Source organism: Amycolatopsis sp. NPDC000009, from assembly GCF_055563465.1.
This window is the reverse complement of sequence record NZ_JBVHDI010000001.1, coordinates 720,114-743,377: the sequence shown is the minus strand read 5'-3', so window position 1 is coordinate 743,377 and position 23,264 is coordinate 720,114. Positions and strand designations below refer to the sequence as shown.

At 71.1% G+C, this 23,264-nt stretch carries 22 protein-coding genes; 10 read left to right on the top strand and 12 right to left on the bottom strand.

Annotated features, from left to right (window positions below; genetic code table 11):
• Positions 1 to 68 precede the first annotated feature (68 nt).
• The gene (locus ACZ3HL_RS03770; RefSeq protein ID WP_465528589.1) at positions 69 to 1,754 is read right to left on the bottom strand and encodes a DUF885 domain-containing protein; all 1,686 of its coding nucleotides are present in this window, start codon (positions 1,752 to 1,754) and stop codon (positions 69 to 71) included.
• A gap of 42 nt (positions 1,755 to 1,796) precedes the next feature.
• Positions 1,797 to 2,681, bottom strand: a complete 885-nt coding sequence (locus ACZ3HL_RS03765; RefSeq protein WP_465411970.1) for a methylenetetrahydrofolate reductase — start codon at positions 2,679 to 2,681, stop codon at positions 1,797 to 1,799.
• A gap of 136 nt (positions 2,682 to 2,817) precedes the next feature.
• On the opposite strand from ACZ3HL_RS03765, the gene merB reads away from it, so the two are divergent.
• Positions 2,818 to 3,495, top strand: a complete 678-nt coding sequence (gene merB, locus ACZ3HL_RS03760; RefSeq protein WP_465411969.1) for an organomercurial lyase — start codon at positions 2,818 to 2,820, stop codon at positions 3,493 to 3,495.
• Between the two features lie 101 nt (positions 3,496 to 3,596).
• Here merB and ACZ3HL_RS03755 read toward each other — a convergent pair whose 3' ends face one another.
• Positions 3,597 to 3,902 carry an AzlD domain-containing protein gene (locus ACZ3HL_RS03755; protein WP_465411968.1) on the bottom strand — a complete coding sequence of 102 codons (306 nt, stop codon included), beginning with the start codon at positions 3,900 to 3,902 and terminating at the stop codon, positions 3,597 to 3,599.
• Complete coding sequence (locus ACZ3HL_RS03750) at positions 3,899 to 4,567, bottom strand: AzlC family ABC transporter permease (protein ID WP_465528587.1); 669 nt, start codon at positions 4,565 to 4,567, stop codon at positions 3,899 to 3,901. The genes ACZ3HL_RS03755 and ACZ3HL_RS03750 overlap by 4 nt, the downstream gene beginning before the upstream one ends.
• Positions 4,568 to 4,614: 47 nt before the next feature.
• Here ACZ3HL_RS03750 and ACZ3HL_RS03745 point away from each other — a divergent pair, with 47 nt between their 5' ends.
• The 5 genes from ACZ3HL_RS03745 to ACZ3HL_RS03725 all read left to right on the top strand — a co-directional run bounded on the left by ACZ3HL_RS03745 (position 4,615) and on the right by ACZ3HL_RS03725 (position 9,563).
• A complete protein-coding gene (locus ACZ3HL_RS03745) occupies positions 4,615 to 5,163 on the top strand; it encodes a CGNR zinc finger domain-containing protein (RefSeq protein WP_465528585.1) in 549 nt (182 codons plus the stop codon).
• Between the two features lie 122 nt (positions 5,164 to 5,285).
• Positions 5,286 to 6,377 (top strand): polyprenyl synthetase family protein, encoded by a 1,092-nt coding sequence (locus ACZ3HL_RS03740; protein ID WP_465528583.1) that lies wholly within the window; start codon positions 5,286 to 5,288, stop codon positions 6,375 to 6,377.
• Positions 6,377 to 7,852, top strand: a complete 1,476-nt coding sequence (gene crtI, locus ACZ3HL_RS03735; protein ID WP_465528581.1) for a phytoene desaturase family protein — start codon at positions 6,377 to 6,379, stop codon at positions 7,850 to 7,852. Before ACZ3HL_RS03740 ends, crtI begins: the two co-directional genes overlap by 1 nt.
• On the top strand, positions 7,849 to 8,778 hold the full coding sequence (locus ACZ3HL_RS03730; protein ID WP_465528579.1) for a phytoene/squalene synthase family protein: 930 nt from the start codon (positions 7,849 to 7,851) through the stop codon (positions 8,776 to 8,778). The genes crtI and ACZ3HL_RS03730 overlap by 4 nt, the downstream gene beginning before the upstream one ends.
• Positions 8,775 to 9,563 carry an LLM class F420-dependent oxidoreductase gene (locus ACZ3HL_RS03725; protein ID WP_465411962.1) on the top strand — a complete coding sequence of 263 codons (789 nt, stop codon included), beginning with the start codon at positions 8,775 to 8,777 and terminating at the stop codon, positions 9,561 to 9,563. The genes ACZ3HL_RS03730 and ACZ3HL_RS03725 overlap by 4 nt, the downstream gene beginning before the upstream one ends.
• Positions 9,564 to 9,819: 256 nt before the next feature.
• Here ACZ3HL_RS03725 and ACZ3HL_RS03720 read toward each other — a convergent pair whose 3' ends face one another.
• The gene (locus tag ACZ3HL_RS03720; RefSeq protein ID WP_465528577.1) at positions 9,820 to 10,371 is read right to left on the bottom strand and encodes a CGNR zinc finger domain-containing protein; all 552 of its coding nucleotides are present in this window, start codon (positions 10,369 to 10,371) and stop codon (positions 9,820 to 9,822) included.
• A gap of 22 nt (positions 10,372 to 10,393) precedes the next feature.
• Between ACZ3HL_RS03720 and ACZ3HL_RS03715 the strand changes: the two genes are divergently transcribed.
• Positions 10,394 to 11,560 (top strand): MFS transporter, encoded by a 1,167-nt coding sequence (locus ACZ3HL_RS03715; protein WP_465528575.1) that lies wholly within the window; start codon positions 10,394 to 10,396, stop codon positions 11,558 to 11,560.
• Here ACZ3HL_RS03715 and ACZ3HL_RS03710 read toward each other — a convergent pair.
• Positions 11,529 to 11,897 (bottom strand): Rv2175c family DNA-binding protein, encoded by a 369-nt coding sequence (locus ACZ3HL_RS03710; protein WP_465411959.1) that lies wholly within the window; start codon positions 11,895 to 11,897, stop codon positions 11,529 to 11,531. The two genes, ACZ3HL_RS03715 and ACZ3HL_RS03710, sit on opposite strands and share 32 nt — an antisense overlap.
• Positions 11,898 to 12,081: 184 nt before the next feature.
• Here ACZ3HL_RS03710 and ACZ3HL_RS03705 point away from each other — a divergent pair, with 184 nt between their 5' ends.
• Together ACZ3HL_RS03705 and ACZ3HL_RS03700 are read left to right on the top strand one after the other, a co-directional pair.
• Complete coding sequence (locus ACZ3HL_RS03705; protein ID WP_465528573.1) at positions 12,082 to 14,136, top strand: PASTA domain-containing protein; 2,055 nt, start codon at positions 12,082 to 12,084, stop codon at positions 14,134 to 14,136.
• Between the two features lie 130 nt (positions 14,137 to 14,266).
• Positions 14,267 to 15,061 (top strand): hypothetical protein, encoded by a 795-nt coding sequence (locus ACZ3HL_RS03700; RefSeq protein ID WP_465528571.1) that lies wholly within the window; start codon positions 14,267 to 14,269, stop codon positions 15,059 to 15,061.
• Between the two features lie 236 nt (positions 15,062 to 15,297).
• Here the strand turns inward: ACZ3HL_RS03700 and ACZ3HL_RS03695 are convergent, their stop codons facing one another.
• Positions 15,298 to 16,131 carry an NAD(P)H-binding protein gene (locus ACZ3HL_RS03695; protein WP_465411956.1) on the bottom strand — a complete coding sequence of 278 codons (834 nt, stop codon included), beginning with the start codon at positions 16,129 to 16,131 and terminating at the stop codon, positions 15,298 to 15,300.
• A gap of 95 nt (positions 16,132 to 16,226) precedes the next feature.
• Between ACZ3HL_RS03695 and ACZ3HL_RS03690 the strand changes: the two genes are divergently transcribed.
• Positions 16,227 to 16,976, top strand: a complete 750-nt coding sequence (locus ACZ3HL_RS03690; RefSeq protein WP_465411955.1) for a TetR/AcrR family transcriptional regulator — start codon at positions 16,227 to 16,229, stop codon at positions 16,974 to 16,976.
• A gap of 72 nt (positions 16,977 to 17,048) precedes the next feature.
• On the opposite strand, the gene ACZ3HL_RS03685 is transcribed toward ACZ3HL_RS03690, so the two are convergent.
• From ACZ3HL_RS03685 to murD, 5 genes are read right to left on the bottom strand one after another with little or no spacing between them, the layout of a single operon-like run.
• A complete protein-coding gene (locus tag ACZ3HL_RS03685) occupies positions 17,049 to 17,867 on the bottom strand; it encodes a cell division protein FtsQ/DivIB (RefSeq protein WP_465411954.1) in 819 nt (272 codons plus the stop codon).
• A 2-nt stretch (positions 17,868 to 17,869) separates the two neighbouring features.
• Positions 17,870 to 19,279 carry a UDP-N-acetylmuramate--L-alanine ligase gene (gene murC, locus ACZ3HL_RS03680; protein ID WP_465528569.1) on the bottom strand — a complete coding sequence of 470 codons (1,410 nt, stop codon included), beginning with the start codon at positions 19,277 to 19,279 and terminating at the stop codon, positions 17,870 to 17,872.
• Entirely contained in the window at positions 19,272 to 20,399 is a 1,128-nt protein-coding gene (gene murG, locus ACZ3HL_RS03675) for an undecaprenyldiphospho-muramoylpentapeptide beta-N-acetylglucosaminyltransferase (RefSeq protein WP_465411952.1), read from the bottom strand. The genes murC and murG overlap by 8 nt, the downstream gene beginning before the upstream one ends.
• Entirely contained in the window at positions 20,396 to 21,874 is a 1,479-nt protein-coding gene (gene ftsW / locus ACZ3HL_RS03670; protein ID WP_465411951.1) for a putative lipid II flippase FtsW, read from the bottom strand. Before ftsW ends, murG begins: the two co-directional genes overlap by 4 nt.
• On the bottom strand, positions 21,861 to 23,264 hold the full coding sequence (murD, locus tag ACZ3HL_RS03665; protein ID WP_465528567.1) for a UDP-N-acetylmuramoyl-L-alanine--D-glutamate ligase: 1,404 nt from the start codon (positions 23,262 to 23,264) through the stop codon (positions 21,861 to 21,863). The genes ftsW and murD overlap by 14 nt, the downstream gene beginning before the upstream one ends.

The window sequence follows — 23,264 nt, the reverse complement described above, 5'->3', positions numbered from 1 at the left end:
AGGTCGGCAAGCAAATAAAGCTGAAGGGCGCTTTCCCCGCGTGTGACACGGGGAAAGCGCCCTTCGGCTCAGTCGAGGGCGGCCAGCATCTCCCGCAGCGTGTCCAGCCCCATCCCGCCGAGCGCCAGCGCCCGCGTGTGGAACTGCTTGATGTCGAACGCGTCGCCCTGCCGCGCGCGGGCCTCCTCGCGGGCGGCGAGCCAGAGCCGTTCGCCGAGCTTGTACGACGGCGCCTGCCCGGGCCAGCCCAGGTAGCGGTCGATCTCGTCGTGCACGTGGGCCGGATCGGTGACGGTCCGGGTGAGCATGAACTCCAGCCCCAGTTCGGGCGTCCACCGCTCGCCCTCGTGGAAGCCGGTGCCCGCCGGGATCTCCAGTTCCAGGTGCATGCCGATGTCGACGATCACGCGCGCGGCGCGGAACAGCTGCTCGGACAGCATGCCGAGCAGTTCGCCGTCGTCGGAGAGGAAGCCGAGGTCCTCCATCAGCCGCTCGGAGTACAGCGCCCAGCCCTCGGCGTGCCCGGAGGTGAACGCCAGCAGCCGCTGGTACTTGTCGAGCGACTCGGACTGGTCGACCGCGGTCGCGATCTGCAGGTGGTGACCCGGCGCGCCCTCGTGGTAGACGGTGCTGACCTCACGCCAGGTGGTGAACTCGTCCCGGCCCTGCGGCAGCGACCACCACATGCGGCCGGGGCGGGAGAAGTCCTCGCTCGGGCCGGTGTAGTACGCGCCGACGGTGCCGCCGGGCGGGGCGATCTTGCACTCCAGCGCCATCACCCGGTCGGAGATGTCGAAGTGCTTGCCGCGCAACGACTTCAGCGCGTTGTCGGACAGATTCTGCATCCAGGCCTGGAATTCGGCCCGGCCGCGGACGGTGTACTTGGGGTCGGCGTCGAGGACGGCGGCCGCCTCGGCGAGGGTGGCGCCGGGCTTGATCCGATCGGCGACCTCGCGCATCTCGGTTTCGATCCGGGTGAATTCGGCCCAGCCCCAGGCGTAGGCCTCGTCCAGGTCCAAGGTGGCGCCGGTGAAGACCCGGGACCACAGCTTGTACACCTCGGCGCCGACGGCGTCCTTGACCGGCGCCAGCGGGGCGAGTTCGGCGCGCAGGAAACCGGCGAACTCCGCGTACGCCTCCTGAGCGGCGTGAGCGGCCTGGCCGAGTTCGGCACGGAGCTTCTCGTCGACGTTCTTCGCGCCCGAGACCAGCGTCTCGAAGAAACCGGTTTCGTCCTTCAGCCCCGCCCAGGTTTCGGCCTGTTCGGCGACCTTGCCGACCTGTCGCAACGCCGACACCCGGCCCGCGTCCGCGGCCGCGAGCAGCGAGACGCGGAGACCGTCGAGCGCTTCGGGCACCCTCGTCATCCGGGCGGCGATCGTCGCCCAGTCCTGGGCGGTGTCGGTGGGCATGTAGTCGAAGACCATGCGCACTTCCTGCACGGGGCTTTCGATCACGTTCAGCACCGCGAGGTCGAGACCGGCTTCGTGGATCTCGAGGTTCAGCGCGATCCGCTCACTGAAGACCGCTTTGGCCGCGCGTTCGCCGTCGTCGACGGGTTCGGCCGCTTCGATGTCGGCCAGCGCGCGGGCGGCGATCGCGGCCCTGGCGGCGTGCCCGGCGGGCGAGTAGTCGGTCAGTCGGTCGTCGTATCCGGAGATGCCGTAGGTCGTCGCGGCGACCGGGTCGGCCGCGGCGTACTCGTCTACGTACCGGTCACAGATCTGGTGCACACTTCGCGCGGTTGAAGCCATGACCGGCACGCTACCGGGACGGCGGGCGACTTCGGTACGGAGTTATGCCCGCACCGGGACCAGCCCGAGCCTGCTGACCACCTCACGCGTGGCCTTGGACCGGTTGAACGTGTAGAAGTGCAGGTCGGGGACGCCTTCGGCGATGAGCCGCTCGCCCAGTTCGGTCACCGCGTCGATCCCTTCGGCGCGGAAGGCCTTCGGGTCGCCGGCCAGCGGTTCGAGCCGGTCCAGCAGGCGCCGCGGCGCGGGCGCGCCGGACAGTTTGATGGACGTGTGCAGGGTCCGCGGCGTGGTCAGCGGCATGATCCCGGGGATGACCAGCGCCTCGCAGCCCGTGGCCGCCACCCGGTCGCGCAGGCGGAGGAAGTCCTCCGGTTCGAAGAACAGCTGCGCGATCGCGAAATCCGCGCCCGCGCGGAGCTTGCGCACGAGGTACTCGGTGTCGGCTTCGAGGTTCGCCGACCGCGGGTGGCCGTACGGGAAGGCCGAGACGCCGACGCAGAAGTCGCCGAGCGAACGCACCAGCTCGACGAGTTCCTCGGCGTAGTTGAGCCCCTCCGGATGGGGGACCCAGTCGCCGTAGACGTCGCCCGGCGGGTCGCCCCGCAGCGCGAGGATGTTCCGCACGCCGACGGCGGCGTACCAGCCGATGACGTTGCGCAGTTCCGCGACCGAGTGGTTCACGGCGGTGAGGTGCGCCATCGGCACGAGCGTGGTTTCGGTGGCGACGCGGGCGATGCTGCGGATCGTGCCGTCCCGGCTGGAGCCGCCGGCGCCGTAGGTGATCGACATGTACGCCGGGTCCAGCGGCTCGAGTTCCCGGATCGACTTCCACAGCACGGCCTCGTCGGCCGCGTCGCGGGGCGGGAAGAACTCGATGGAGAACACGGGTCCATCACCCTGCAACCGCTCGACCACCGAAGTCATTCCGTCATTTTAGGGGGGAATGTCCGCTGGCTGGGAGCCCCCTCTCAGGCTTTGGGCGTGCGACTTCAGCCACGTACGAGCGGTTGCCGAGTGGCGCGGGCCTGGGGAGACTCGATGGCGAGCACAGGGAGCCGCCATGAGCGCCGAAACCGACACCAGCTGGGACGAAGACGTCCGCGTCGCGGTCTACCGCGCGTTCGCCGAGCACGGGAGGCCGCCGACGGCCCCGGAACTGGCCGACGCCGCCCACGGATCACTCGCGGTGGCGAAACAGGCACTGCACCGGCTCGCCGAGCGGCGGCATCTCGTACTCGACGAATGCGAGCACGTCGTGCTGGCGCATCCGTTCGCGGCGATCCCACTGGGATTCTCCGTGATGGGCGCGCACACGCTGTGGTGGGGCGGCTGCGCGTGGGACGCGTTCGCGATCCCCCATCTGGTCAAGGCCGAACCCGAGGTGCTGGTGGCCACGCGCTGCCGGGGCTGTGGCGAACCGCAGGCGCTGATGGTGAACGACCGCACCCCGCCGAAGGGTGAACTGGTCGCCCACTTCCTGGTGCCGGTGGCACGGATGTGGGACGACGTCGTGCACACGTGCGCCAACCAGCGGCTGTTCTGCGGCGAGTCCTGTGTGGACGGATGGCTGGCGGAAACGGGGCAGGACAAGGGTCATGTCATGGATCTGGCGACGCTGTGGCGGCTCGCGGCCGGCTGGTACGAGGGCAGGCTCGAACACGGGTACACCCGCCGGGATCCGGCGGCCGCGGCCGCGTACTTCGCGCGGGCCGGGCTGAGCGGGCCGTTCTGGAGCTAGACGAGGAACCGCGACGGAAGGCGGCTTTCGCACCGTCGGCGAAGGCGGCGGACGGGTGCCCCCAGGACGTGTCGCGACATCCCGGCACGTACGCCCGCTCGCTAGACCAGGAACCGCAGCACCGCCGTGACGACGACCCCGCAGAGGATCGCGGCGAGTGCCGGCACGCGCAGCGCGTAGGTCACCGCGATCGCGGCCAGTCCGGCGCAGAGCGTCCAGTCGACACCCGACCAGGCCGGACCGGTCACGTCCGTGAGCACGAGACCGGCCAGCAACGCGGGCGCCAGCAGCGCGATCACGGCCGCGACCCGCGGCGGCAGCGTCCGGTCGCCGAGCAGGACCGGCCCCGCCGCCTTGAACCCGATGCTGACCAGCGCCACGAGGACGATGGCGAGCCAGAGTGTCATCGCCACATCCCCAGACCGACCAGCGCGGCGGCCGCGGCACCGATCAGGGCGAGCCCGACCGGGACGAACAGGACCAGGATCCCGGCGAGACAGGCGGCGAGCGCCGCGGTCAGGACCGCCTGGCGCGAACGGCGGAGTTCGTCGATGAGCAGGACCAGGAAGAAGCCGGGGAACACGATGTCGAGACCGAACCGCGAGACGACGTCCGGTGACGGCGCGGCCAGGACACCGAGCACCGTGCCCAGTACCCAGGCGGGCAGCTGGACGAGCGTGCAGCCGATGAGCTTTTCGCGATCGAAGCGCCCCTCGCCGAGGTGGGCGGCCACCCACGAACCGTCGACGACGGCCTGGCCCTCCCACACGCGGCGCAGGCGCCCGCCGCGCAGATCCGAGGCGACGGCGGCGCCCATCGGCAGGAACCGGGCGTTGATCAGGGCCGCCGCACCAACCGCGACGGCGAGGTTCCCGCCGCCCGCGAGCGCGGTGGCCATCGCGAACTGGGCCGAACCGGAGAACACGAGGATCGAGGCGACGATCGGGGCGGCGATCCCCCAGCCCAGCGTCTGGCTGTACGCGCCGAAGGTGACGCCGAGAACGAAGGTCGCGACACCCAGCCCGAGCCCGACACGGGCGCCGGCCAGGTAGCTGTGCCGGAGCGTTGTCATAACCAGACCCTAACAAGCTAAACTGAGTTTGACCATTAGGAGAAGTCATGGACCGCCATTGGGACGGGTACGACAGCATCGGCGGGAGCGTGCCGTTGGACCTGGTCAACACCGTTTCCTGGCGGCGCGATCCGGCCCGGCGGGAAGACCGGCTTTCCACCCCTGAACGGCTCTCCGAGTGGGTGGTCCTGGTCGGCGCGGGCACCGAACGGCTGGAGATCTCCGAAGCCGTCCTGGAGGCGGTGAAGGACTTCCGCGAGACGCTGTATCGCGTCCTCGTGTCGGAACCGCAGGACGCCACACCGCTGCGAAAGCCCCTGCTGGCGGCGTACCGGCACGCCGAACTCGCGCCGTCCTTGCCGTTGCGGTGGACGGTGCCGCTGACGGACGGCGCCGCCTTGCCGCACTTCCTCGCGCTTTCGGCCGAAGATCTGCTCAGGTCCGGCGACCTGGAGCGGATCCGCGAGTGCGAGGGGCCGGGGTGCGGCTGGATCTTCACCGACCACACGCGCAACCGGTCGCGGCGCTGGTGCAGTTCGTCCGACTGCGGCAACCGGGCGCGGGCGAAACGGCACTACGCCAAGACCCGCGTTTAGTCCTCTGAATGCGGTCCTTGCGCGGGCAACTACCGCATTCAGAGGACTAAATGCGGCGAGTTCCGCCACATTCGAAGGCACCCGACTGGGTCATGGGGACGCGCTTCCCGGAGGATGTGCTCATGGACACGTCCGCCTACGACGCCGATCTGCCCGCCCACGTCGAGCGGGCGCTGGCCGGATTCCTCGAGCGCGCCGGCGCCGAGATCCGCCGCACCGAACCGGTCGTCGGCGTCGGGATCGACGCGCTGGCCGGATTCGTCCTCGGCGGCGGCAAACGCCTGCGCCCGACGTTCGCCTGGTGGGGCTGGCGCGGCGCGGGCGGCGATCCGGCCGGGCCGGACGTCGAAGGCGTGCTGCAGGCGGTGGCGAGCCTGGAGCTGATCCAGGCGTGCGCGCTGATCCACGACGACCTCATCGACTCCTCCGATTCGCGCCGCGGTTCCCCCACGGTGCACATCGCGGGGGCCAAACTGCACGCCGACAGCGGCTGGCTGGGTTCGCCGGGCACGTTCGGGCTCGCGACCGCCGTCCTGGTCGGCGACCTCGCGCTGGCCTGGGCCGACGACATGTTCGCCGAGGCCCCGCTCCCACCCGTGGCCCTCGCGGCGGCGCGGCCGGCGTGGCGCGCGATGCGCACCGAGGTGCTCGCCGGCCAGTACCTCGACGTCCGCACCCAGGCCACCGGCGACGCCTCCCCCGAGGCCGCGCTGCACATCTGCAAGCTCAAGACGGCCGCGTACACCGTCCAGCGCCCGCTGCACCTCGGTGCCGCGCTCGGCGGCGCCGACGACGCCCTGATCGCGACGCTGCGCGAGTTCGGCGACGAGGTCGGCGTGGCGTTCCAGCTGCGGGACGACCTGCTCGGCGTGTTCGGCGACCCGTCCGTCACCGGCAAGCCCGCGGGCGACGACCTGCGCGAGGGCAAGCGGACGCTGCTGGTCGCCCTGGGTCTTCAACGCGCTGCCGAGCAGGGCAAGGACGCGGCGGCGAAGGTCATCTCCGACGCCATCGGCGACGCTCACCTGTCCGAAGACGCCGTCGAGACCGTGCGCGAGGCGCTGCAGGACGTCGGCGCCGTCGACGCGGTGGAACGCCGCATCGACGAGCTCACCGACTCCGCGATGGCGGCGCTGGACCGCGCTCACCTGGCCGAGCCCGCCCCCGCCGCGCTGACCGGGCTGGTCGTCAAGGCGACCCAGCGGACGTACTGATGCGCACTGTCACCGGTCCGAGTGACCACGTGGTGGTGATCGGTGGCGGGCTCGCCGGACTGTCGGCGACGCTGCACCTGCTCGGCGCCGGCCGCCGGGTGACCCTGCTGGAGCAGGACAAGAGCCCCGGAGGCCGGGCCGGGCAGGCGGATTTCGGCGGCAACACCGTCGACACCGGCGCCAGCGTGCTGACCATGCCGGAACTGCTCGACGAGGCCTTTTCCGCGGTCGGCGAATCCCTGGCAGGCAACCTCACGCTGACCCGGCTCGACCCGGCCTACCGCGCGAGGTTCGCCGACGGCAGCACGATCGCCGTGCACACCGAGGCGGCCGCCATGGAGGCCGAGATCCGCGCGGCCGCGGGCCCGGCCGAGGCCGACGGCTATCGCAGGCTTCGCCGCTGGCTGACCGAGCTGTACGCGGTCCAGAGGGACCACTTCATCGGCGCGAACTTCGATTCCCCGCTCGATCTCGTCCGTCCCGAGCTGGCGAAATTGGCCGCATTGGGCGGTTTCGGCCGTCTCGGCCCGAAGATCGGCCGGTTCCTGCACGACGACCGGGTGCGCCGCCTGTTCTCCTTCCAGGCGCTCTACGCGGGCCTCGATCCGGCGCGCGCGATCGGCGCGTACGGCGTCATCTCCTACATGGACACCGTCGGCGGGGTCTACTACCCGTCGGGCGGCATGGGCGAGATCGCGCGAGCCATGGCGAACGCCGCCGAACGTGCCGGCGCGGAGCTGCGATTCGGCACCGAAGCCGCTTGGCTGGAAAGGGTTTCCTCGCGGGTGCGCGCGGTGCGGACCCGCACGGGTGAGCGGATCCCTTGCGACACAGTCGTTCTGGCGACCGAACTGGGCACCGCGTACCGGCTGCTCGGCGCGCGCCCCCGGCGGCCGCTGCCGCTGCGGTACTCGCCCTCGGCCGTCGTCCTGCACGGGCACGCGCGGAAAACCTGGCCGGATCTGGGCCACCACACCATCTTCTTCGGTCACGCCTGGGAGAAGACGTTCTCGGAGATCATCCGCGAGGGCAAGCTGATGAGCGACCCTTCACTGTTGGTGACCCGGCCGACCGCGACCGAACCGGGCCTCTCCCCCGGCGGTGACCAGGTGATTTCGGTGCTGGCCCCGGCGCCGAACCTGCGCCGCGGCAAGATCGACTGGCGCCGGGTCGGTCCCGCTTACCGCGAGGAACTCTTGCGTACGCTGGAGAAGCGCGGCCTCACCGGGTTCACGGACGACTTCGCCGTGGACGAAACGATCACCCCGGAGGGCTGGGCGGAGCGCGGGCTCACCGCGGGTACACCGTTCTCGCTCGCGCACACCTTCGCCCAGACGGGCCCGTTCCGGCCGGGAAACCTGATGCGAGCGGCGGAAAACGTCGTACTGGCGGGCTGCGGGACCACGCCGGGCGTCGGCATCCCGCCGGTGGTGATCTCCGGCAGGCTCGCGGCGGGAAGGGTCACCGGCCGATGAACGAACTCGACGCCGCGGGGATCACCGAGCCGTCGTTGCGGGCCGCGTACACCGAATGCCGCCGCATCAACGCGCACTACGGGCGCACGTTCTTCCTGGCGACCCGGCTGCTGCCGGCGCGGACGCGTCCGTTCGCGCACGCGCTGTACGGCTTCGCGCGGACGGCGGACGAAGTGGTCGACAACCCCGCGCCCGGCACCGATCCCGCCGTCGCGCTCGACGAGGTCGCCGTCATGGTCGCGCGGGTCTTCGACGGCGGCACGCCCGCCGAGCCGGTGCTGACCGCGCTCGCCGACACCGTGCGGCGCCACGACCTGGAGCGCGAGCTGTTCGACGCGTTCCTGCGGTCCATGGCGATGGACCTCAAGATCACCGAGTACGCGACCTACGCCGATCTCCGGGAGTACATCCACGGTTCGGCCGAGGTGATCGGCCTGCAGATGCTGCCGGTCTTCGGCACCGTCGTCCCGGTCGCCGAAGCCGTGCCGGGCGCCGCCGCGCTGGGTGAGGCGTTCCAGCTGACCAACTTCCTGCGCGATGTCGGCGAGGACCTCGATCGCGGGAGGCTGTACCTGCCGACCGAGGAGCTGGCCGCGTTCGGCGTCGACCGCGAACTGCTCGAATGGTCCCGTGCCCGCGGCCTGCCCGACCGGCGGGTGCGGCGCGCGCTCGCCGTCGCGGTGGCGCGCAACCGGGCCGTGTACCGCCGCGCCGAAGCGGGCATTCCGTTGCTGCGCCCGGAATCCCGCGACTGCGTGCGGACCGCGCTCGTGCTCTACGAAGGCATTCTCGACGAAATCGCCGCCATGGGTTACGACGTGCTGAACACCCGCGCGGTCGTCCCGCGCCGTCGCCGCCTGGGTGTCGCGCTGCCGAGGATGCTGGCGAGCGCGTGGAGCAACTCCAGGCTTAGGGTGCGAACATGACCACTGCTGCGAACAGGAAGATCAGGATCGGTGTCCAGCTGCAGCCGCAGCACGCCGAATACAAGGCCATCCGCCGGGCGGCTTCGGAGGCCGAAGACCTCGGCGTGGACATCGTCTTCAACTGGGACCATTTCTACCCGCTCTACGGTGAGCCCGAGGGGCTGCACTACGAGTGCTGGACCATGCTGGGCGCCTGGGCGGAGTCCACGTCGCGGGTCGAGATCGGCGCGCTGGTGACGTGCAACAGCTACCGCAATCCCGAGCTGCTGGCCGACATGGCCCGCACCGTCGACAACATCTCCGACGGGCGGCTGATCCTCGGCATCGGCTCCGGCTGGTTCGAGAAGGACTACGACGAGTACGGCTACGAGTTCGGCACCGCGGGCGGGCGGCTCGACAACCTCGCGGAGGCGCTCCCGCGGATCGAGAGCAGGCTGGGCAAGCTGAACCCGCAGCCGGTCCGGGACATCCCGGTGCTGATCGGTGGCGGCGGCGAGAAGAAGACCCTGCGCCTGGTGGCGAAGCACGCCGACATCTGGCACGGCTTCGGCGACCCGGAGGTCGTGGAGCGCAAGGTCAAGATCCTCGACCAGCACTGCGCCGACGTCGGCCGGGACCCGAAGGAGATCGAACGTTCGGTCGCCGTCGAGGGCGAGCCCGAGGAACTGGGCCCGAAGCTGCTGGAGCTGGGTGTCTCGCTGTTCACCGTGGCGACCGGCGGACCGGACTACAACCTCGACAAGCTGCGGTCCTGGATCCAGTGGCGGGACAAGCAGCAGTCCTGACCCGCTTTGCGTCTCGTGAGTGTTTAGGACGGTTCTAACCGTCCTAAACACTCACGAGACCAGACCCGCTCGGTACCGGGGCTCTGCTGGGTGCTGGGCTTGGGCCGGCGGGTTGCGAAAGCCACTTTCGCAACGTTGAAGGTTGCGAAAGTGGCTTTCGCAACGTCGGCTCCAGCCCCCCATGCCTTCACGGACTGGCCCGGGAGCAACGGCGGCCCGAAGCCAGTAGGTACCCGGTTAGAACGGTCCTCACCATTCACGAGCGTTGCCGACGGTGAGCAGCGACCCGCTCCCGGGTGGCGCACCGCGTCGAGCAGAACCGCCGCGGGCTCCCCCCACCCAGGTGCGCGAAGGGCTTCCCGCAGCCCGCGGCCGCGCACAGCCCACCCGGCGGCGCCTGACGGTCCGCGAGCAGCACGGCCAGCGCGAGCGCGGACGACGTCACCAGCCACGCGCCCCACGGCCCGTCGTCGTCGGCGTCCACGTGGAGGTGCCAGCCGAACCCGTCGGCGTGATCGGTCAGTCGCGGCGGATGCGCGTAACGAGCCAGCAGCCGGTTGAGCACTCCGGCTGCCTCCTCGACATCCCGCGCCGCGAACACCCCCCGCAGTTCGGCGGCCGCCTCACGCAGCGAAGCCACGTCCGACGGCTTCAACTCGACAGCGGTCTCGCCGTGCTCTTCCAGGACGGCACGGACTCCCAACGCCGAAGGTTCCGGCGCCAGCAGCACGACCATCAGGTCCACCGCCCGCTGTGCCGCCGCCCGCGCCGAACGACCCGGCAGGAAATCCCGCTGCGCTGAAGTCATGCCCCACTGTAACGTCTCATTTATGAGAGGCCGTTACAGACTCGCCGCCTACTTGACCGGCGCGACGATCGCCAGGACCGGCGACGAGCTGTCCGGACCGGCGTTGCTGCTGCTCGGCATCGGTGTCGACGGTTCGGCCGCCACCGGGTCGGCGCTGCTCGCGGGCCTGACGATCTCCGCGGCGGCGGGCGGACCACTGCTCGGCGCCCTCCTCGACCGCAGCCCCCGGCCGGGGCGGTTGCTGGCTTGGGCGCTGCTCGCCTACGCGGGCGGGCTCGGCGCGGTGCTGGCGCTGGTCGAAATCCCCGCGGCGATCGCGGTGGCCGTCGCGGCCGGGCTGCTCAATCCCGCCTTGGCGGGCGGGTGGACGGCGCAGCTGCCGAACGTCCGCGGCACGACACCGCTGGCGAGGGCGAGCACGCTCGACGCGATGACGTTCACCGCCGCGAGCCTCGCCGGGCCGGGACTCGCCGGCCTCGTGGCCGCCTACGCCGGGGCCCCGGCGGCGGTGGCACTCGCGATCACGCTGGTCGCCGCGGCCTTCCCCGCCGCATGGTCACTGCCGCCCGCCGAAGCGAAGCCCACCAGACCGATCCGCCGTCAGCTCGCCGACGGGTTCACGGTCCTGTTCCGCAACCGCGCGCTGCTGCGAGCCACCGCGACGTCCACGGTGTCCTTCGTCGGCATCGGGGTCGCCATCGTCTGCTATCCGCTGCTCGGCGCCCAACGACTGGGGAACCCGGGCTTCGGCGCGCTGCTGCTCACCGTGCTGGCCGCCGCGTCGCTGGTCGCGAACGCCGTGCTGGCCCGCAGACCACCGCCGCCGGACCGCACCGTGCTCGTCAGCACCGTCCTGCTGGGCGCGAGCTTCCTGCTCGCGGCGACGAGCCACGGCGTGACGCCGCTGCTGGCCGCCGCCGTGCTCGCCGGATTCGCCGAAGGGCCCCAGCTTTCGGCACTGTTCGCCATCCGGCATCGCGAAGCGCCCGCGGCGGTACGGGCTCAGGTGTTCACGACGGCGGCGAGCGTGAAGATCACCGGGCTCGCCGCGGGCGCCGCGCTCGCGGGACCACTGAGCGCACTCTCCGTAACCGCCGCGCTGGGCGCCGCGGCGGGCTGTCAGCTTGTCGCGGCCGCGACGTACGTGCTGGCCGGAGCTAGAAGGCCATCGCCTGCGCGCGCCGTTTGACCTCGGTGCCGTGGCTGGTGCGGAGCGCGTTGACCGGGGTGGTCCCCGGCAGGGTCTCGTCCGCGGCGAACAGCCACCGCAACATCTCCGTCCGGCTGAAACCGGCGTCCGCGAGCACCGTGATGGTGCCCGCCAGGCCCTTGACCACGCCGTCCTTGACCAGGAACGCGGCCGGGACGTACAGCTCGCCCTTGCGCCGGACGGCGATCAGGTGGCCGTCGCGCAGCAGCTGGCGGACCTTGTTGGCCGAGACGTTCAGCGCGGTCGCGACCTCCGGCACCGGGAGAACGGCCACATCTGCGTCGAGAACGTCGTCGGCGACGGGAATACCACTCACAGGTGACACTGTGCCACATTCCGTCTCCCGCTCCGTTGGTACGCATGGGTGACGACCCGGGCGTGACGGTGTGTGCCCGCCCGGTCACGGATACCGCCGATTCGACGAAATGACGGGAATCGTGATCCTCGGCGTGCCAGGTCCCGTACACCAGAACATGGGTACTTCCGTACGATCCATAGCCGTGACACGCACGGACCCCACGCTGGTGGGCACTCTGCTCGAGGGCCGTTACCGGGTGGACAAGCTGCTCGCACGCGGTGGGATGTCGTCGGTGTACCGCGGCCTCGACACCCGTCTGGACCGCCAGGTCGCCATCAAGATCATGGACCCGCGGTTCGCCGACGACAGGTCGTTCGTCGAGCGTTTCGAGCGCGAGGCCCGGTCGGCGGCCCGGCTGCACCATCCACACGTGGTGGCGGTGCACGACCAGGGTTTCGACACCCCCGGCGGTGAGGAGTCCGGCCGCGCGTTCCTGGTCATGGAGCTCGTCGACGGCGGGACCCTGCGCGAACTGCTCGCCGAACGCGGTCCGCTGGACGTCGCGCTCGCCCTGAGCATCACCGAACCGGTCCTGTCCGCGCTGGCCGCGGCGCACGCCGCCGGCCTGGTGCACCGCGACGTGAAACCGGAGAACGTCCTGATCGGCCGCGGCGGCACGGCGCTTTCGGGCGGCGTGGTCAAGGTGGGCGACTTCGGCCTGGTCCGCGCGGTCGCGAGCGCGGGCACCACGAGTTCGAGCGTCATCCTCGGCACCGTCGCCTACGTCTCGCCCGAGCAGGTCGCGACCGGCGCGACCACCTCGCGCGGCGACGTCTACTCGACCGGGATCCTGCTGTACGAAATGCTCACCGGGCGCCCGCCGTACACCGGCGACACCGCGATCTCGGTGGCGTACCGGCACGTCAACGACGACGTCCCGCGCCCGAGCGAGCTGCGGCCGGGTATCCCGCCGCAGCTGGACGAGCTGATCCTGCGGGCCACGCGCCGCGACCCCGAGCAGCGTCCTGCCGACGCCGCGGCGTTCCTCGCCGAGCTGCACCATCTGCGCACCGTCCTGGGTGTCCCGGCCGTCCCGGTGCCCGTGCCGCTGCCCGCGGACGCCGACCGGGAGACCGACGCCGAACGCACCACCCCCGGCATCGCCGCCGTCCCCGCGGCGAACCCGGCCATGGCGACGACGGTGCTGGCCCCGGTCACCGAGGCGACCATGCCGGTCACGGGCCCGCGCGGCACGCAGGCACTGCACCGCGAGCCGCAGATCCCCGCCGCCCAGCCGCCCCGCACACCTCCCCCACGGCCCAAACCGGCCGCGGACGACGAGCAGCCGGGGGCGCGCAAGCGGCTCTACGTCATGATCGCCGCCGCGGTGCTGGTTCTCGGCGGCCTGATCGGCGCGTTCGCCTTCATCCTCAACGACACCGGGCCGACGGCGTCGTCCGTGCCGAAACTGGCGGGGATGAACCAGGCCGCCGCCGGCGACGCGCTCCGGTCGGCGAAGCTGACCCCGGCCTACACCGAGGAGTACAGCGACACCGCCGCCCAGCACACGGTGATCCGGTCCGACCCTGGCGAGGGCGCGTCGCTCGCGCCGGGCTCCACGGTCAACGTCGTGCTGTCGAAGGGCCGCCCGATCGTGCCGGACATCCAGGCCGGGACGAGCCCGCAGGACGCGGAGACGGCGATCAAGGCCGCGCAGCTGACCCCGGTCCAGGGCGAGCAGGAGTACAGCGACATCGCCAAGAACAAGGTGGTCCGCGTCGTCCCGGGCCCCGGTTCGCAGCTGAACATCGGCGGACAGGTCACGATCATCCTGTCCAAGGGCCCCGAACCGCTGCCGCCGGTCCCGGACGTCACCGGGCAGACCAAGGACGCCGCGTTCCAGCTCCTGCAGCAGGCGGGGTTCCAGCCGTTCCAGGCAGGCGAGGAGTTCTCCGACCAGTTCGCCGCCGGTCAGGTCGTCCGCACCGACCCGAAGGGCGGCGGCAAGGCGAGCAACCGCCGTATCGGGGTGTTCGTTTCGAACGCCGTCGAAGTACCGAACGTGACGTTCAAGCGGATGGAGGAGGCGTTCCAGATCCTGCGGCAGGCGGGGCTGGAGCCCGACCGCCAGGGTCGCGGAAACGGCAACGGTCACGGCGGCGGAAACGGTGGTTTCGACTTCGTCCTGGAGCAGGATCCGCAGCCGGGCACCAAGGTGCCGAAGGGCACGAAAGTGAAGCTCAAGGGCTTCGGGTGACGCGAAAGGTGCGGTGAAACCGTTCAGTACCGGCGTGGTCATCGGATACCGTGAAGCGCATGGTGGTCGTTGACGGCGTGAGCGGCAGGTCGGACAGGTTCACCCCGCGTTCTGCCGCGCCCGGTCCACGATGAGCTTCTTCACGGACGCTCCGCGCAACCGCCCCCTGTTCCCGGTGCCGGAACAGGAACTGTTCGGCTACAACGGCCGCCCCTGGGTGGAGACGCCGCACGAGTACATCGTCCCGGCGATCCTGCCCTGGTCGATGCCGCTGGGGCGCGCCGAGCGGACCATCGTGGCGCTGCGCGGTATCGAGGTGTGGCCGGAGTCCGTGTCGTTCCAGCTGTCGGTGTACTCGCGTGATCTGCTGCTGGACGAACCCGGTGAGGGCCTGATCGACCATCGCCGGGTCCCGGACTACAACGCGCTGCTGGTCGGGGTGCTCTTCCCCGACGGCAGGCGCGCCAGTTCGGAGACCATCTCCGTGCCGTCGGCCACCAAACCGGATCAGCCGGTGCTGCGCGCGCAGGGGCTGGGCGGTTCGGCGTTCCACGTCGACCACGAGATCTTCCTGTGGCCGCTGCCGCCCGACGGGCCGCTGGAGCTCGTCGTCCAGTGGCTCGACCGCGACATCGAGGAGACGCGCACCGCGCTCGACGGCACCGCGATCCGCGACGCCGCCAAGGAGGCAGGCGAGATCTGGCCCGGCCTGCCCGCGCGGGAGGCGCACGGGCTGCCGGTCCGCCGGGTCGGGGCGCAGGCGATGATCACCCCGGCGTGGCCCCGCGAATCGCAGGGCCCGCCGCCGTTGCCCCAGCCGCCATTGCCCCAGCCGCAGCGCATGTCCCCGCCGCCCGCCGAAACCGCGGACCCGCCTCGGCGCGGCGCACCTCTGCCGACCCGCCTCCCGCGCCGGGCCCGCTGAGCTCTCGGCAAGGCCTCGTGAGTGGCGCCCGGTGAGCACGTTGCGAAAGCCACTTTCGGGACATCACACGTCGCGAAAGCGGCTTTCGCGACCTGCCTCGGCGATGGAGCACGCCAAGCACCCCGCCTACTGGTGCGTGTGAAGGCCCCCTTCCCTCGGCTCAGCCGAGAAAACTCGACCTTCACACCTACCCCGTCCCTTCAGGTACTCGCGCGAGTCCGGCACGAGGCCGAAGATCAGCGGAAAGCGTCGACGTTCGCCACCGCCCACTCCGCATAGGTGACGCCGGGCCGCCCGGTGAGTTCCTGGACGACACCCGTCGGCTTGTCGGGGTTTTCGGTGAAGTACGCGAAGCCGTCGAGGAGCCATTCGGCGATCTCCGCCGGGATCCCGGCGGCGGCCCACTGCTTGTTCGCCTCCTCCCGGGTCAGCGCCTCGAAGACCACCTCTTCGCCGAGCGCCGCCGAGATGGCGGCGACCTGTTCGCGCTGGCTGATCGCCTCCGGGCCGCTCAGCGTGTGCTTCTTGCCGACGTGCCCGTCGGTCAGGATGACGTGCGCCGCGACGGCGGCGATGTCCGCGAGGTCGATCGGCGTCATCCGTGATTCGGGATAGGCCTCGCGGACCACACGCTCGGCCTTGATCGTCTCGGCCCAGCCGAGGGTGTTGTTCATGAACGCGCCCGGCCGCAGGAACGTCCAGTCGAACCCCGCCTCGCGGACGGCCTTCTCGATGATCGCGTAGTCCACGCCGCTCGAGTTCTCCGCCGGGTCGTCGGCGTTGCTGCCGGACAACGCCACCACCCGGCGCACTCCGGCCTCCTTCGCCAGCTTCACGAAGTCGTCCACCTTGGCCGCGAGCGGCGCCAGGTACACGGTTTCGATGCCTTTCAGGGCTTCCGGCAAGGTCTCCGGCTTGCCCAGGTACCCCTTGGCGACCTCCACCTGCTCGGGCAAGGCCGCCTTCGCCGGGTTGACGGTCAGCGCCCGCACCGGCGCCCCGGCCTCCACCAGTTCGTCGACGAGCAGCCTGCCGACGCTTCCGGTCGCACCGGTCACCAGGATCGTCACGATTCCCCACTCCTTTTCGTACGCCCTACGGGATGAGATTAACCGTACCGCATACGAGAATGTAGAATCCAGCTTCACGGCCGAGTGGAGTGTGGATGGACTTCGAGCGCAGCCTCGAACTGTTGTGGCGTGACCGCGGCGAAGCCCGGCAGCCGACCAGGGGGCGGAAGCCGAAACTGACCCTCGACCAGGTGATCGCCACCGCCGTCGCGCTCGCCGACGGCGCGGGCGAGGCGACCGTGTCGATGAGCCAGATCGCCAAGAAGCTCGGCGCCGGCACGATGACGCTCTACACCTACGTCCCCGGCAAGACGGAGCTGCTCGACCTCATGGTCGACTCGGTGCTCGCCGAACGGGACCTCCCCGGCCCCGGCGATCCACGGCCGGACGGCTGGCGCGAGCAGGTGCGGCTCTACGCCGAGCGCACCCTTGCCGTGTTCCGGGCGCATCCGTGGCTGCGCTCGACGTCGATGGTGCGGCCGGTACTCGGTCCCGGGCTGATGGCCGGCCAGGAGTACCTGATCGCGGCGGTGTCCGACATCGGGCTGGAGCCGCGCAAGGCGGCCGCGGCCGCGAACAGCATCGAGATCTACGTGCAGGCCAACGCGACGCTGTTCGCCGAGACCGCGCAGGTCGAACAGGAGACCGGGCAGTCGACCGACGCCTGGTGGGGGCAGCGGTCGGTGTTCTGGGAGAAGTACTTCGACGTGGAACGCCATCCGGCGATGACGCGGATCTGGGAGAGCGGCGGTTACGACGTGGACACCTGCGAGGCCGCCGACGAGACCTTCGCTTTCGGCCTGGAACGCCTGCTGGACGGCATCGAAGCCCTCGTCACGCCCTGACCCACCCCGCGTTTCGTCCTCTGGATGCGGTAGTTGGCGATACGAACTACCGGATCCAGAGGACGAAACGCGTCAGGAGACGGTCGGCAGATCGGGCGCCGAGACGTCGAAGACCTTGCCCTCGCGGGTGAGCAGCGCGGCCAGGACCTTCGCCTTGCGTTCGGTGTCGGCCGAGGTCCCCCACCGCACGGTCTTCCCGTCGGCCAGCGCGAACTCGACACTTCCGGGGGTCTTCGCCGTCGCGGTGGTGACCTGCTTGAGCAGCTGCTGCGGGATCACGCCGAGGACGCCGGTCACCGCGCGGGTCACCGGGTCGTCGGCCGAAACCAGCGGAAGCTTGAGCTCGGGCAGCCCGGCGGGCCGTTCCTTGACGGTCTTGAACACCACTCCCCCGCCGTCGACGAGGTGCACGCCGTCGCCGCCGGGCCCGCTGTCGAAGAACGCGATCGCGGTCCGCTCGGTCACGGTGATCTCGAGGGTGCTCGGCCAGGACCGCGACACGTCGACGGTCGCGATACCGGGCATCTGCGCCACCCGATCGCGGATCTCGTCGGTGTCCAGCCGCAGCATCGGCTTCTGGTCCGGCACCGCCGCCGCGCCGCGGATCTGCTCCGCGGGCACCGAACTCGCCCCGAGGACATCGACCTGACGCACGCCCAGCATCGAGCTGAACCACAACAGGTAGACCAAGGCGACGGCGGTCAGCACCGAGAGCAGCGCGACCCAGCGCCGCCGCATCTCCTTGTGCCTGGCCGGCCGGGCGGTGCGGCGTCGGTCGTACACCGACCGCCTGCCGCGCCGCTCCTTCAAACGCTGAGTCCGCTGAGCGCGGTCGGTGCGCGGACGCCGACCGGGTTCGGCCGGGCGGCGGCGTTCCCCGGTCTGTGTCATGGCTACTCCGCCCGCCGGTCCAGTTCGGCCAGGATCTCCGGGCCGAGCTGCGTGACGTCGCCGGCGCCCATGGTCACCAGCAGGTCGCCGGGCTTGACCAGATCCGCCGCGAGCTTCGCCGCGACGTCGAACGCGGGCTGGTAGTGCACGGGGACACCGGAGATCCCCTCGGCGATGAGCGCGCCGCTCACGCCGGGTTCCGGCTTCTCACGCGCCCCGAAGACGTCCAGCACGACGACCTCGTCGGCCAGCGACAGCGCGGCCGCGAACTCCTTCGAGAACGTCTTCGTGCGCGAGTACAGATGCGGCTGGAAGACCACGACGACCCGGCCCGAGCCTGCGGCGGTCCGCACCGCGCGCAGCTGCGCGTCGACCTCGGTCGGGTGGTGCGCGTAGTCGTCGTACACGCGGACGTCGCCCGCGCGGCCCTTGAACTCGAACCGCCGCCGGACGCCGCCGAACGCGGCGAGCCCTTCGGCGAGTCCTTCGACCGGCGCGCCGAGCTCGATCCCGGCCAGCAGCGCGGCGATCGCGTTCAGCGCCATATGCTCGCCCGGTACCGCGACCCGCAGGACGATTTCCTCACCCAGCAACGAAATCCGGACGACGCCGCCGTCCGGGGCAGGCGCGAAGTCCAGGATCCTGGCGTCGTCGGCACCGGTGACCGAACGCCCGTAGCGGCGGACGCGGATGCCCCGCTCCGCGGCCAGCGCGCCCAGCTTCTCGGCACCCTCGTCGTCACCGCAGACGATGAGCAGCCCGCCCGGCACGATCCGGCCGAGGAAGTCGGCGAACACCGACACGTACGCCTCGGCCGTGCCGTGGTGGTCGAGGTGGTCCGGCTCGACGTTGGTCACCACGGCGACCGACGGCGAGTACGCCAGGAACGACCCGTCGCTCTCGTCGGCCTCGGCGACGAAGATCCCGCCCTCGCCGTGGTGCGCGTTGGCACCGGACTCGTTGAGGTCGCCGCCGATGGCGAACGACGGGTCGAGACGGCACTGCTGCAGCGCGACGGTCAGCATCGACGTCGTCGACGTCTTGCCGTGCGTCCCGGCGATGCACGCGACGCGGTGTCCCTCCATCAGCCCGGCCAGCGCCTCGGCGCGGTGCAGCACGGTGATCCCGCGTTCCCGCGCGGCCACCAGTTCCGGGTTGTCCTCCTTGATCGCGGTCGACACGATCACCGAGGACGGGCCTCCGGGGAACGCGTCGAGGTTCTCGGCGCGCTGGCCGACGGCGATCTCGGCACCCTGGGCGCGCAGCGAAAGGAACGCGCGCGACTCCTTGGCGTCGGATCCGGAGACCTGGGCGCCGCGGGCCAGCAGGATCCGCGCGATACCGCTCATCCCGGCGCCGCCGATCCCGATCAGGTGGGCACGCCTGAGCGTGTCGGGGAGATTGTCAGGCACCTGCGGCCTCCAGCACGATCTTGGCAAGGGTCTCGTCGGCCTCTCGGTGGCCGAGGCCGACCGCGGCCGCACTCATCTTCGCGACCCTGTCGGCGTCGGCCACGAGCGGGATCACCAGCTCCGCGACCTTGGCTGGGGTGAGGTCGGCGTCGTCGACCATCAGCCCGGCGCCCGCGTCGACCGCGGGACGGGCGTTGACCGCCTGTTCGCCGTTGCCGTAGGGCAGCGGGACGAACACCGCGGGCAGGCCGACGGCGGACACCTCGGCGACGGTCATCGCGCCGGAGCGGCACAGCACCGCGTCGGCGGCGGCATAGGCGAGGTCCATGCGCTCCAGGTACGGCACCGGGACGTACGCCGGCCTTCCGGGGAACTCCTGGACGACCAGCGTGTTCTTCGGCCCGTGGGCGTGCAGGACGCCGACGCCGGCGTCCGCGAACTCCTTGGCCGCGCCCGAAACGGCGCCGTTGATCGACACCGCGCCCTGCGAGCCGCCGAAGACCAGCAGCGTCGGGGCGTCGGGGTCGAGCCCGAAGTGCTCGCGGGCTTCGGCGCGCAGCGCGGCCCTGTCGAGCGAAGTGATGGAGCGACGCAGCGGGATGCCGATGACCTCGGCCTTCGCCAGCGGCGTCCCCGGGACCGCGACGGCGACACGGACGGCGAACCGCGCGCCGACCTTGTTCGCCAGGCCCGGCTTCTCGTTGGCCTCGTGCACCACGATCGGCGTGCGGCCGCGCGCGGCGAGATAAGCCGGAAGCGCGACGTACCCGCCGAAGCCGACGACGACGTCCGCGCCGACCCGGTCCAGGACCTCCCGGGTGCGCTTGACCGCGTCGCGGACCTTCAGCGGCATCTTCAGCAATTCGGGTGTCGGCTTGCGCGGCATCGGCACCGGCGGGATCAGCTCCAGCGGGTAGCCCCGCGCCGGGACGAGCTTGTTCTCCAGCCCGCGCTCGGTCCCGAGCGCGATCACCTTCGCGTCGGGACGCAGGCGCATCACCGCGTCGGCGAGGGCGAGCGCCGGTTCGATATGCCCTGCGGTACCACCGCCGGCGACCACGACCACCGGTGCCTTGCCGGCGACCTCGCCTGCGGCGCCACCTCTGACGGGGTTGTTCACCTATGACCTCTCCGGTTTGCGGTACCCCGTTTCGCGGTACCGCGGTTCACCGCCGTTCGCGCGGCCGTCCTCCTGCCGGGTTCCCGTACCGAACGGCGCCGCTCCTGTGCGGGCGAAGGCCTCGCCGTCCTCGGCGCGGGCCTCGCCGCCTTGGCGGCGCCTCCCCTGGCCGCGGTGCCCTTGCGCTTGGCGGGCGGGCGGTACGGCTCGGGCGCGGGAAGCCTCAGCAGGCGTCCGAATTTACCCGGCCCCTGCGAACGCAGTGCGGCCACCGCCTCCGGTTCGTGCCGGGCGGCGTTGGCGAGGATCCCCATGATGAGCATGGTGATCACCAGCGACGTCCCGCCGTAGGAGATCAACGGCAGCGTGACCCCGGTGACCGGCAGCAGGCCGACCACGTAGCCGATGTTGATCCCCGCCTGCGCGACCAGGAAGACGGTCAGCGTGCCGGACACGATGCGGATCCACGGGTCGAGGTTGCGGGTGGCGATCCGCAGGCCCACGACGGCGACCCCGGCGAACAGCCCGAGTACCACCACGCAGCCGATGAAACCGAGTTCCTCGCCGATGAGGGCGAAGATGAAGTCGTTCTGCACGTTCGGCAGGTAGCCCCAGTTGGACTGGCCCTGGCCGAGGCCCTTGCCGAACAGCCCGCCGTCGGCGAGCGCGAGTTTCGCCTGGTTGGCCTGGAAGCCGTCGGCGCTGGTGTCCGGGTCGCCGGAGACGAACGACATGACCCGCGCGAGCCGGTACGGCGCGATGATGGCCAGCACCAGGATCCCGGCGAGACCACCCGCGAGGATGACGCCGAACAGCCGTTTCGGCGCGCCCGCGAACCACAGCAGTGCCATCAGCACCACCGCGAGGGTGATCGTGCCGCCGAGGTCGGGCTGCATCATGACCAGCGCGAACATCAGCAGCGCGATCGGCACGACCGGGACGAGCAGATGGCGCCACTGGTTGATGATGTTGTACTTGATCACCAGGATGTGCGCGCCCCAGAAGGCGAGCGCGACCTTCGCCGCCTCGACCGGCTGGAAGGCGAACCCGCCGAGCCGGAACCAGCCCTGCGAGCCGTTGACCTCGGAGCCGAGCGGTGTCAGGACCAGCACGAGCAGCCCGAGGCAGACCACCGTCACCGTCGCCGACAGCCGCCGGACGCGTTCCAGCGGGACCCGCAGCCCGATCCAGAACACCACCGCGCCGATCGCGACGAACATGAGGTGCTTGCTGAACTGGGCGTACACGCCGGTGCCGGTCTTGGGGTTGTACGAGGCGACCGACGAGGCGGACAGCACCATCACGATGCCGATCACGGTCAGCACGCCGGTGAGCGCCAGCACCAGGTGGAACGAGGCGAGCGGCCGCGAAAGCCAGGCCGTCAGCGCGGTACGGAAGGCGACGAACGGGCTTTCCTTGCGCTCACGGCGCTTGCGGGGCGGGGCGTCGCGCTTTCTCTCCTCAACCGCCGTCACTGGTCTCCCCCGCACCGTCGCGCAGGACACGGACCGCGCTCGCGAACGCGTCGCCGCGCGCGCCATAGCTCGAGTACATGTCCAACGACGCCGCGGCGGGGGCCAGCAGCACCACATCTCCAGGGCGCGCCAGGGCTCGGGCCGCCTTCACCGCCGCAGTCATGGTGTCATCGTCACCCGAAGGGAGGCTGTTCACCGGGACATCCGGCGCGTGTCGCGCGACAGCGGCGGCGATCACGGGTGAATCGACGCCGAACAGCACGACACCGCGCAGCCGCCCGGCGATCGAGCCGACGAGTTCGTCCACGGAAGCGCCCTTGAGCTGGCCACCGGCGATCCAGACGACGTTCAGATGCGCGCGCAGCGACCCGCTCGCCGCGTGCGGGTTGGTCGCCTTGGAGTCGTTGATGTAGCGGACGCCGTCGATCTCGCCGATCTCCTCGGCCCGGTGCGGGGCGGGCCGGTACTCGCGCAGGCCCTTGGCGACGTCCTCGCCGGTGACTCCGTACGCCCTGGCCAGCGCGGCCGCGGCGAGCGCGTTCGAGACGTTGTGCGGACCGGCGGGACGCACGTCGGCGAGCGTGCCGAGTTCGTCGGCGCTGGTCGCCGGGTCGGCCACGAAAGCACGGTCGACCAGCAGGTCTTCCACGATCCCGAGTTCGCCGGGGCGCGGGGTGTCCATGCCGAACGCGACGCGGCGGGCGTCCGCGGGCGCGTGCTCGTCGGCGAGCCGGGCGGACCAAGGCTCGTGGAGGTTGTGCACCACGTTCCGGGAATGGGTGTGGACCCGCCCCTTCGCCGCCGCGTACTCCTCCATCGAGCCATGCCAGTCGAGGTGGTCCTCGGCCAGGTTCAGCACCACCGAGGCGAGCGGCGCCAGCGTCGACGACCAGTGCAGCTGGAAGCTCGACAGTTCCACGGCGAGCACCTCGTGCCCGGCCCGCACCGCGTCGAGGACCGCGAAACCGACGTTCCCGCAGGCCACGGCGTCGACCCCGGCGGTGCGCAGGATCGACTCCAGCATCCCGACCGTGGTGGTCTTGCCGTTGGTGCCGGTGATCGCGAGCCACACCGGCGGCTTGTCGCGCAGCTGCCCGACGCGCCACGCCAGCTCGACGTCGCCGATCACCTCGATCCCCGCCTGAGCCGCCGCCACCAGCAACGGCGAAGTCGGCTTCCAGCCGGGGCTGGTCACGACCAGCTCGACACCTTCGGGTGGCTCGGTCAGGCCCGGCACCAGCTCGGCGCCGAGCCCTTCGAGTTCCGCCAGCCGTTTGGCGTTGCCGTCGGTGACGGTGATCCGCGCGCCCAGGTCCGCCAGGACGGGGACGATGGATTTGCCGGTGACCCCGGCTCCGGCGACGAGGACGTGACGCCCGGCGAGCTCCAC

Excerpts from the sequence above, each read along its gene's own strand:
- ACZ3HL_RS03770 (WP_465528589.1), bottom strand. The coding sequence starts at position 1,754 with ATGGCTTCAACCGCGCGAAGTGTGCACCAGATCTGTGACCGGTACGTA.
- ACZ3HL_RS03765 (WP_465411970.1), bottom strand. The coding sequence starts at position 2,681 with ATGACTTCGGTGGTCGAGCGGTTGCAGGGTGATGGACCCGTGTTCTCC.
- merB (WP_465411969.1), top strand. The coding sequence starts at position 2,818 with ATGAGCGCCGAAACCGACACCAGCTGGGACGAAGACGTCCGCGTCGCG.
- ACZ3HL_RS03755 (WP_465411968.1), bottom strand. The coding sequence starts at position 3,902 with ATGACACTCTGGCTCGCCATCGTCCTCGTGGCGCTGGTCAGCATCGGG.
- ACZ3HL_RS03750 (WP_465528587.1), bottom strand. The coding sequence starts at position 4,567 with ATGACAACGCTCCGGCACAGCTACCTGGCCGGCGCCCGTGTCGGGCTC.
- ACZ3HL_RS03745 (WP_465528585.1), top strand. The coding sequence starts at position 4,615 with ATGGACCGCCATTGGGACGGGTACGACAGCATCGGCGGGAGCGTGCCG.
- ACZ3HL_RS03740 (WP_465528583.1), top strand. The coding sequence starts at position 5,286 with ATGGACACGTCCGCCTACGACGCCGATCTGCCCGCCCACGTCGAGCGG.
- crtI (WP_465528581.1), top strand. The coding sequence starts at position 6,377 with ATGCGCACTGTCACCGGTCCGAGTGACCACGTGGTGGTGATCGGTGGC.
- ACZ3HL_RS03730 (WP_465528579.1), top strand. The coding sequence starts at position 7,849 with ATGAACGAACTCGACGCCGCGGGGATCACCGAGCCGTCGTTGCGGGCC.
- ACZ3HL_RS03725 (WP_465411962.1), top strand. The coding sequence starts at position 8,775 with ATGACCACTGCTGCGAACAGGAAGATCAGGATCGGTGTCCAGCTGCAG.
- ACZ3HL_RS03720 (WP_465528577.1), bottom strand. The coding sequence starts at position 10,371 with ATGACTTCAGCGCAGCGGGATTTCCTGCCGGGTCGTTCGGCGCGGGCG.
- ACZ3HL_RS03715 (WP_465528575.1), top strand. The coding sequence starts at position 10,394 with ATGAGAGGCCGTTACAGACTCGCCGCCTACTTGACCGGCGCGACGATC.
- ACZ3HL_RS03700 (WP_465528571.1), top strand. The coding sequence starts at position 14,267 with ATGAGCTTCTTCACGGACGCTCCGCGCAACCGCCCCCTGTTCCCGGTG.
- ACZ3HL_RS03690 (WP_465411955.1), top strand. The coding sequence starts at position 16,227 with ATGGACTTCGAGCGCAGCCTCGAACTGTTGTGGCGTGACCGCGGCGAA.
- ACZ3HL_RS03685 (WP_465411954.1), bottom strand. The coding sequence starts at position 17,867 with ATGACACAGACCGGGGAACGCCGCCGCCCGGCCGAACCCGGTCGGCGT.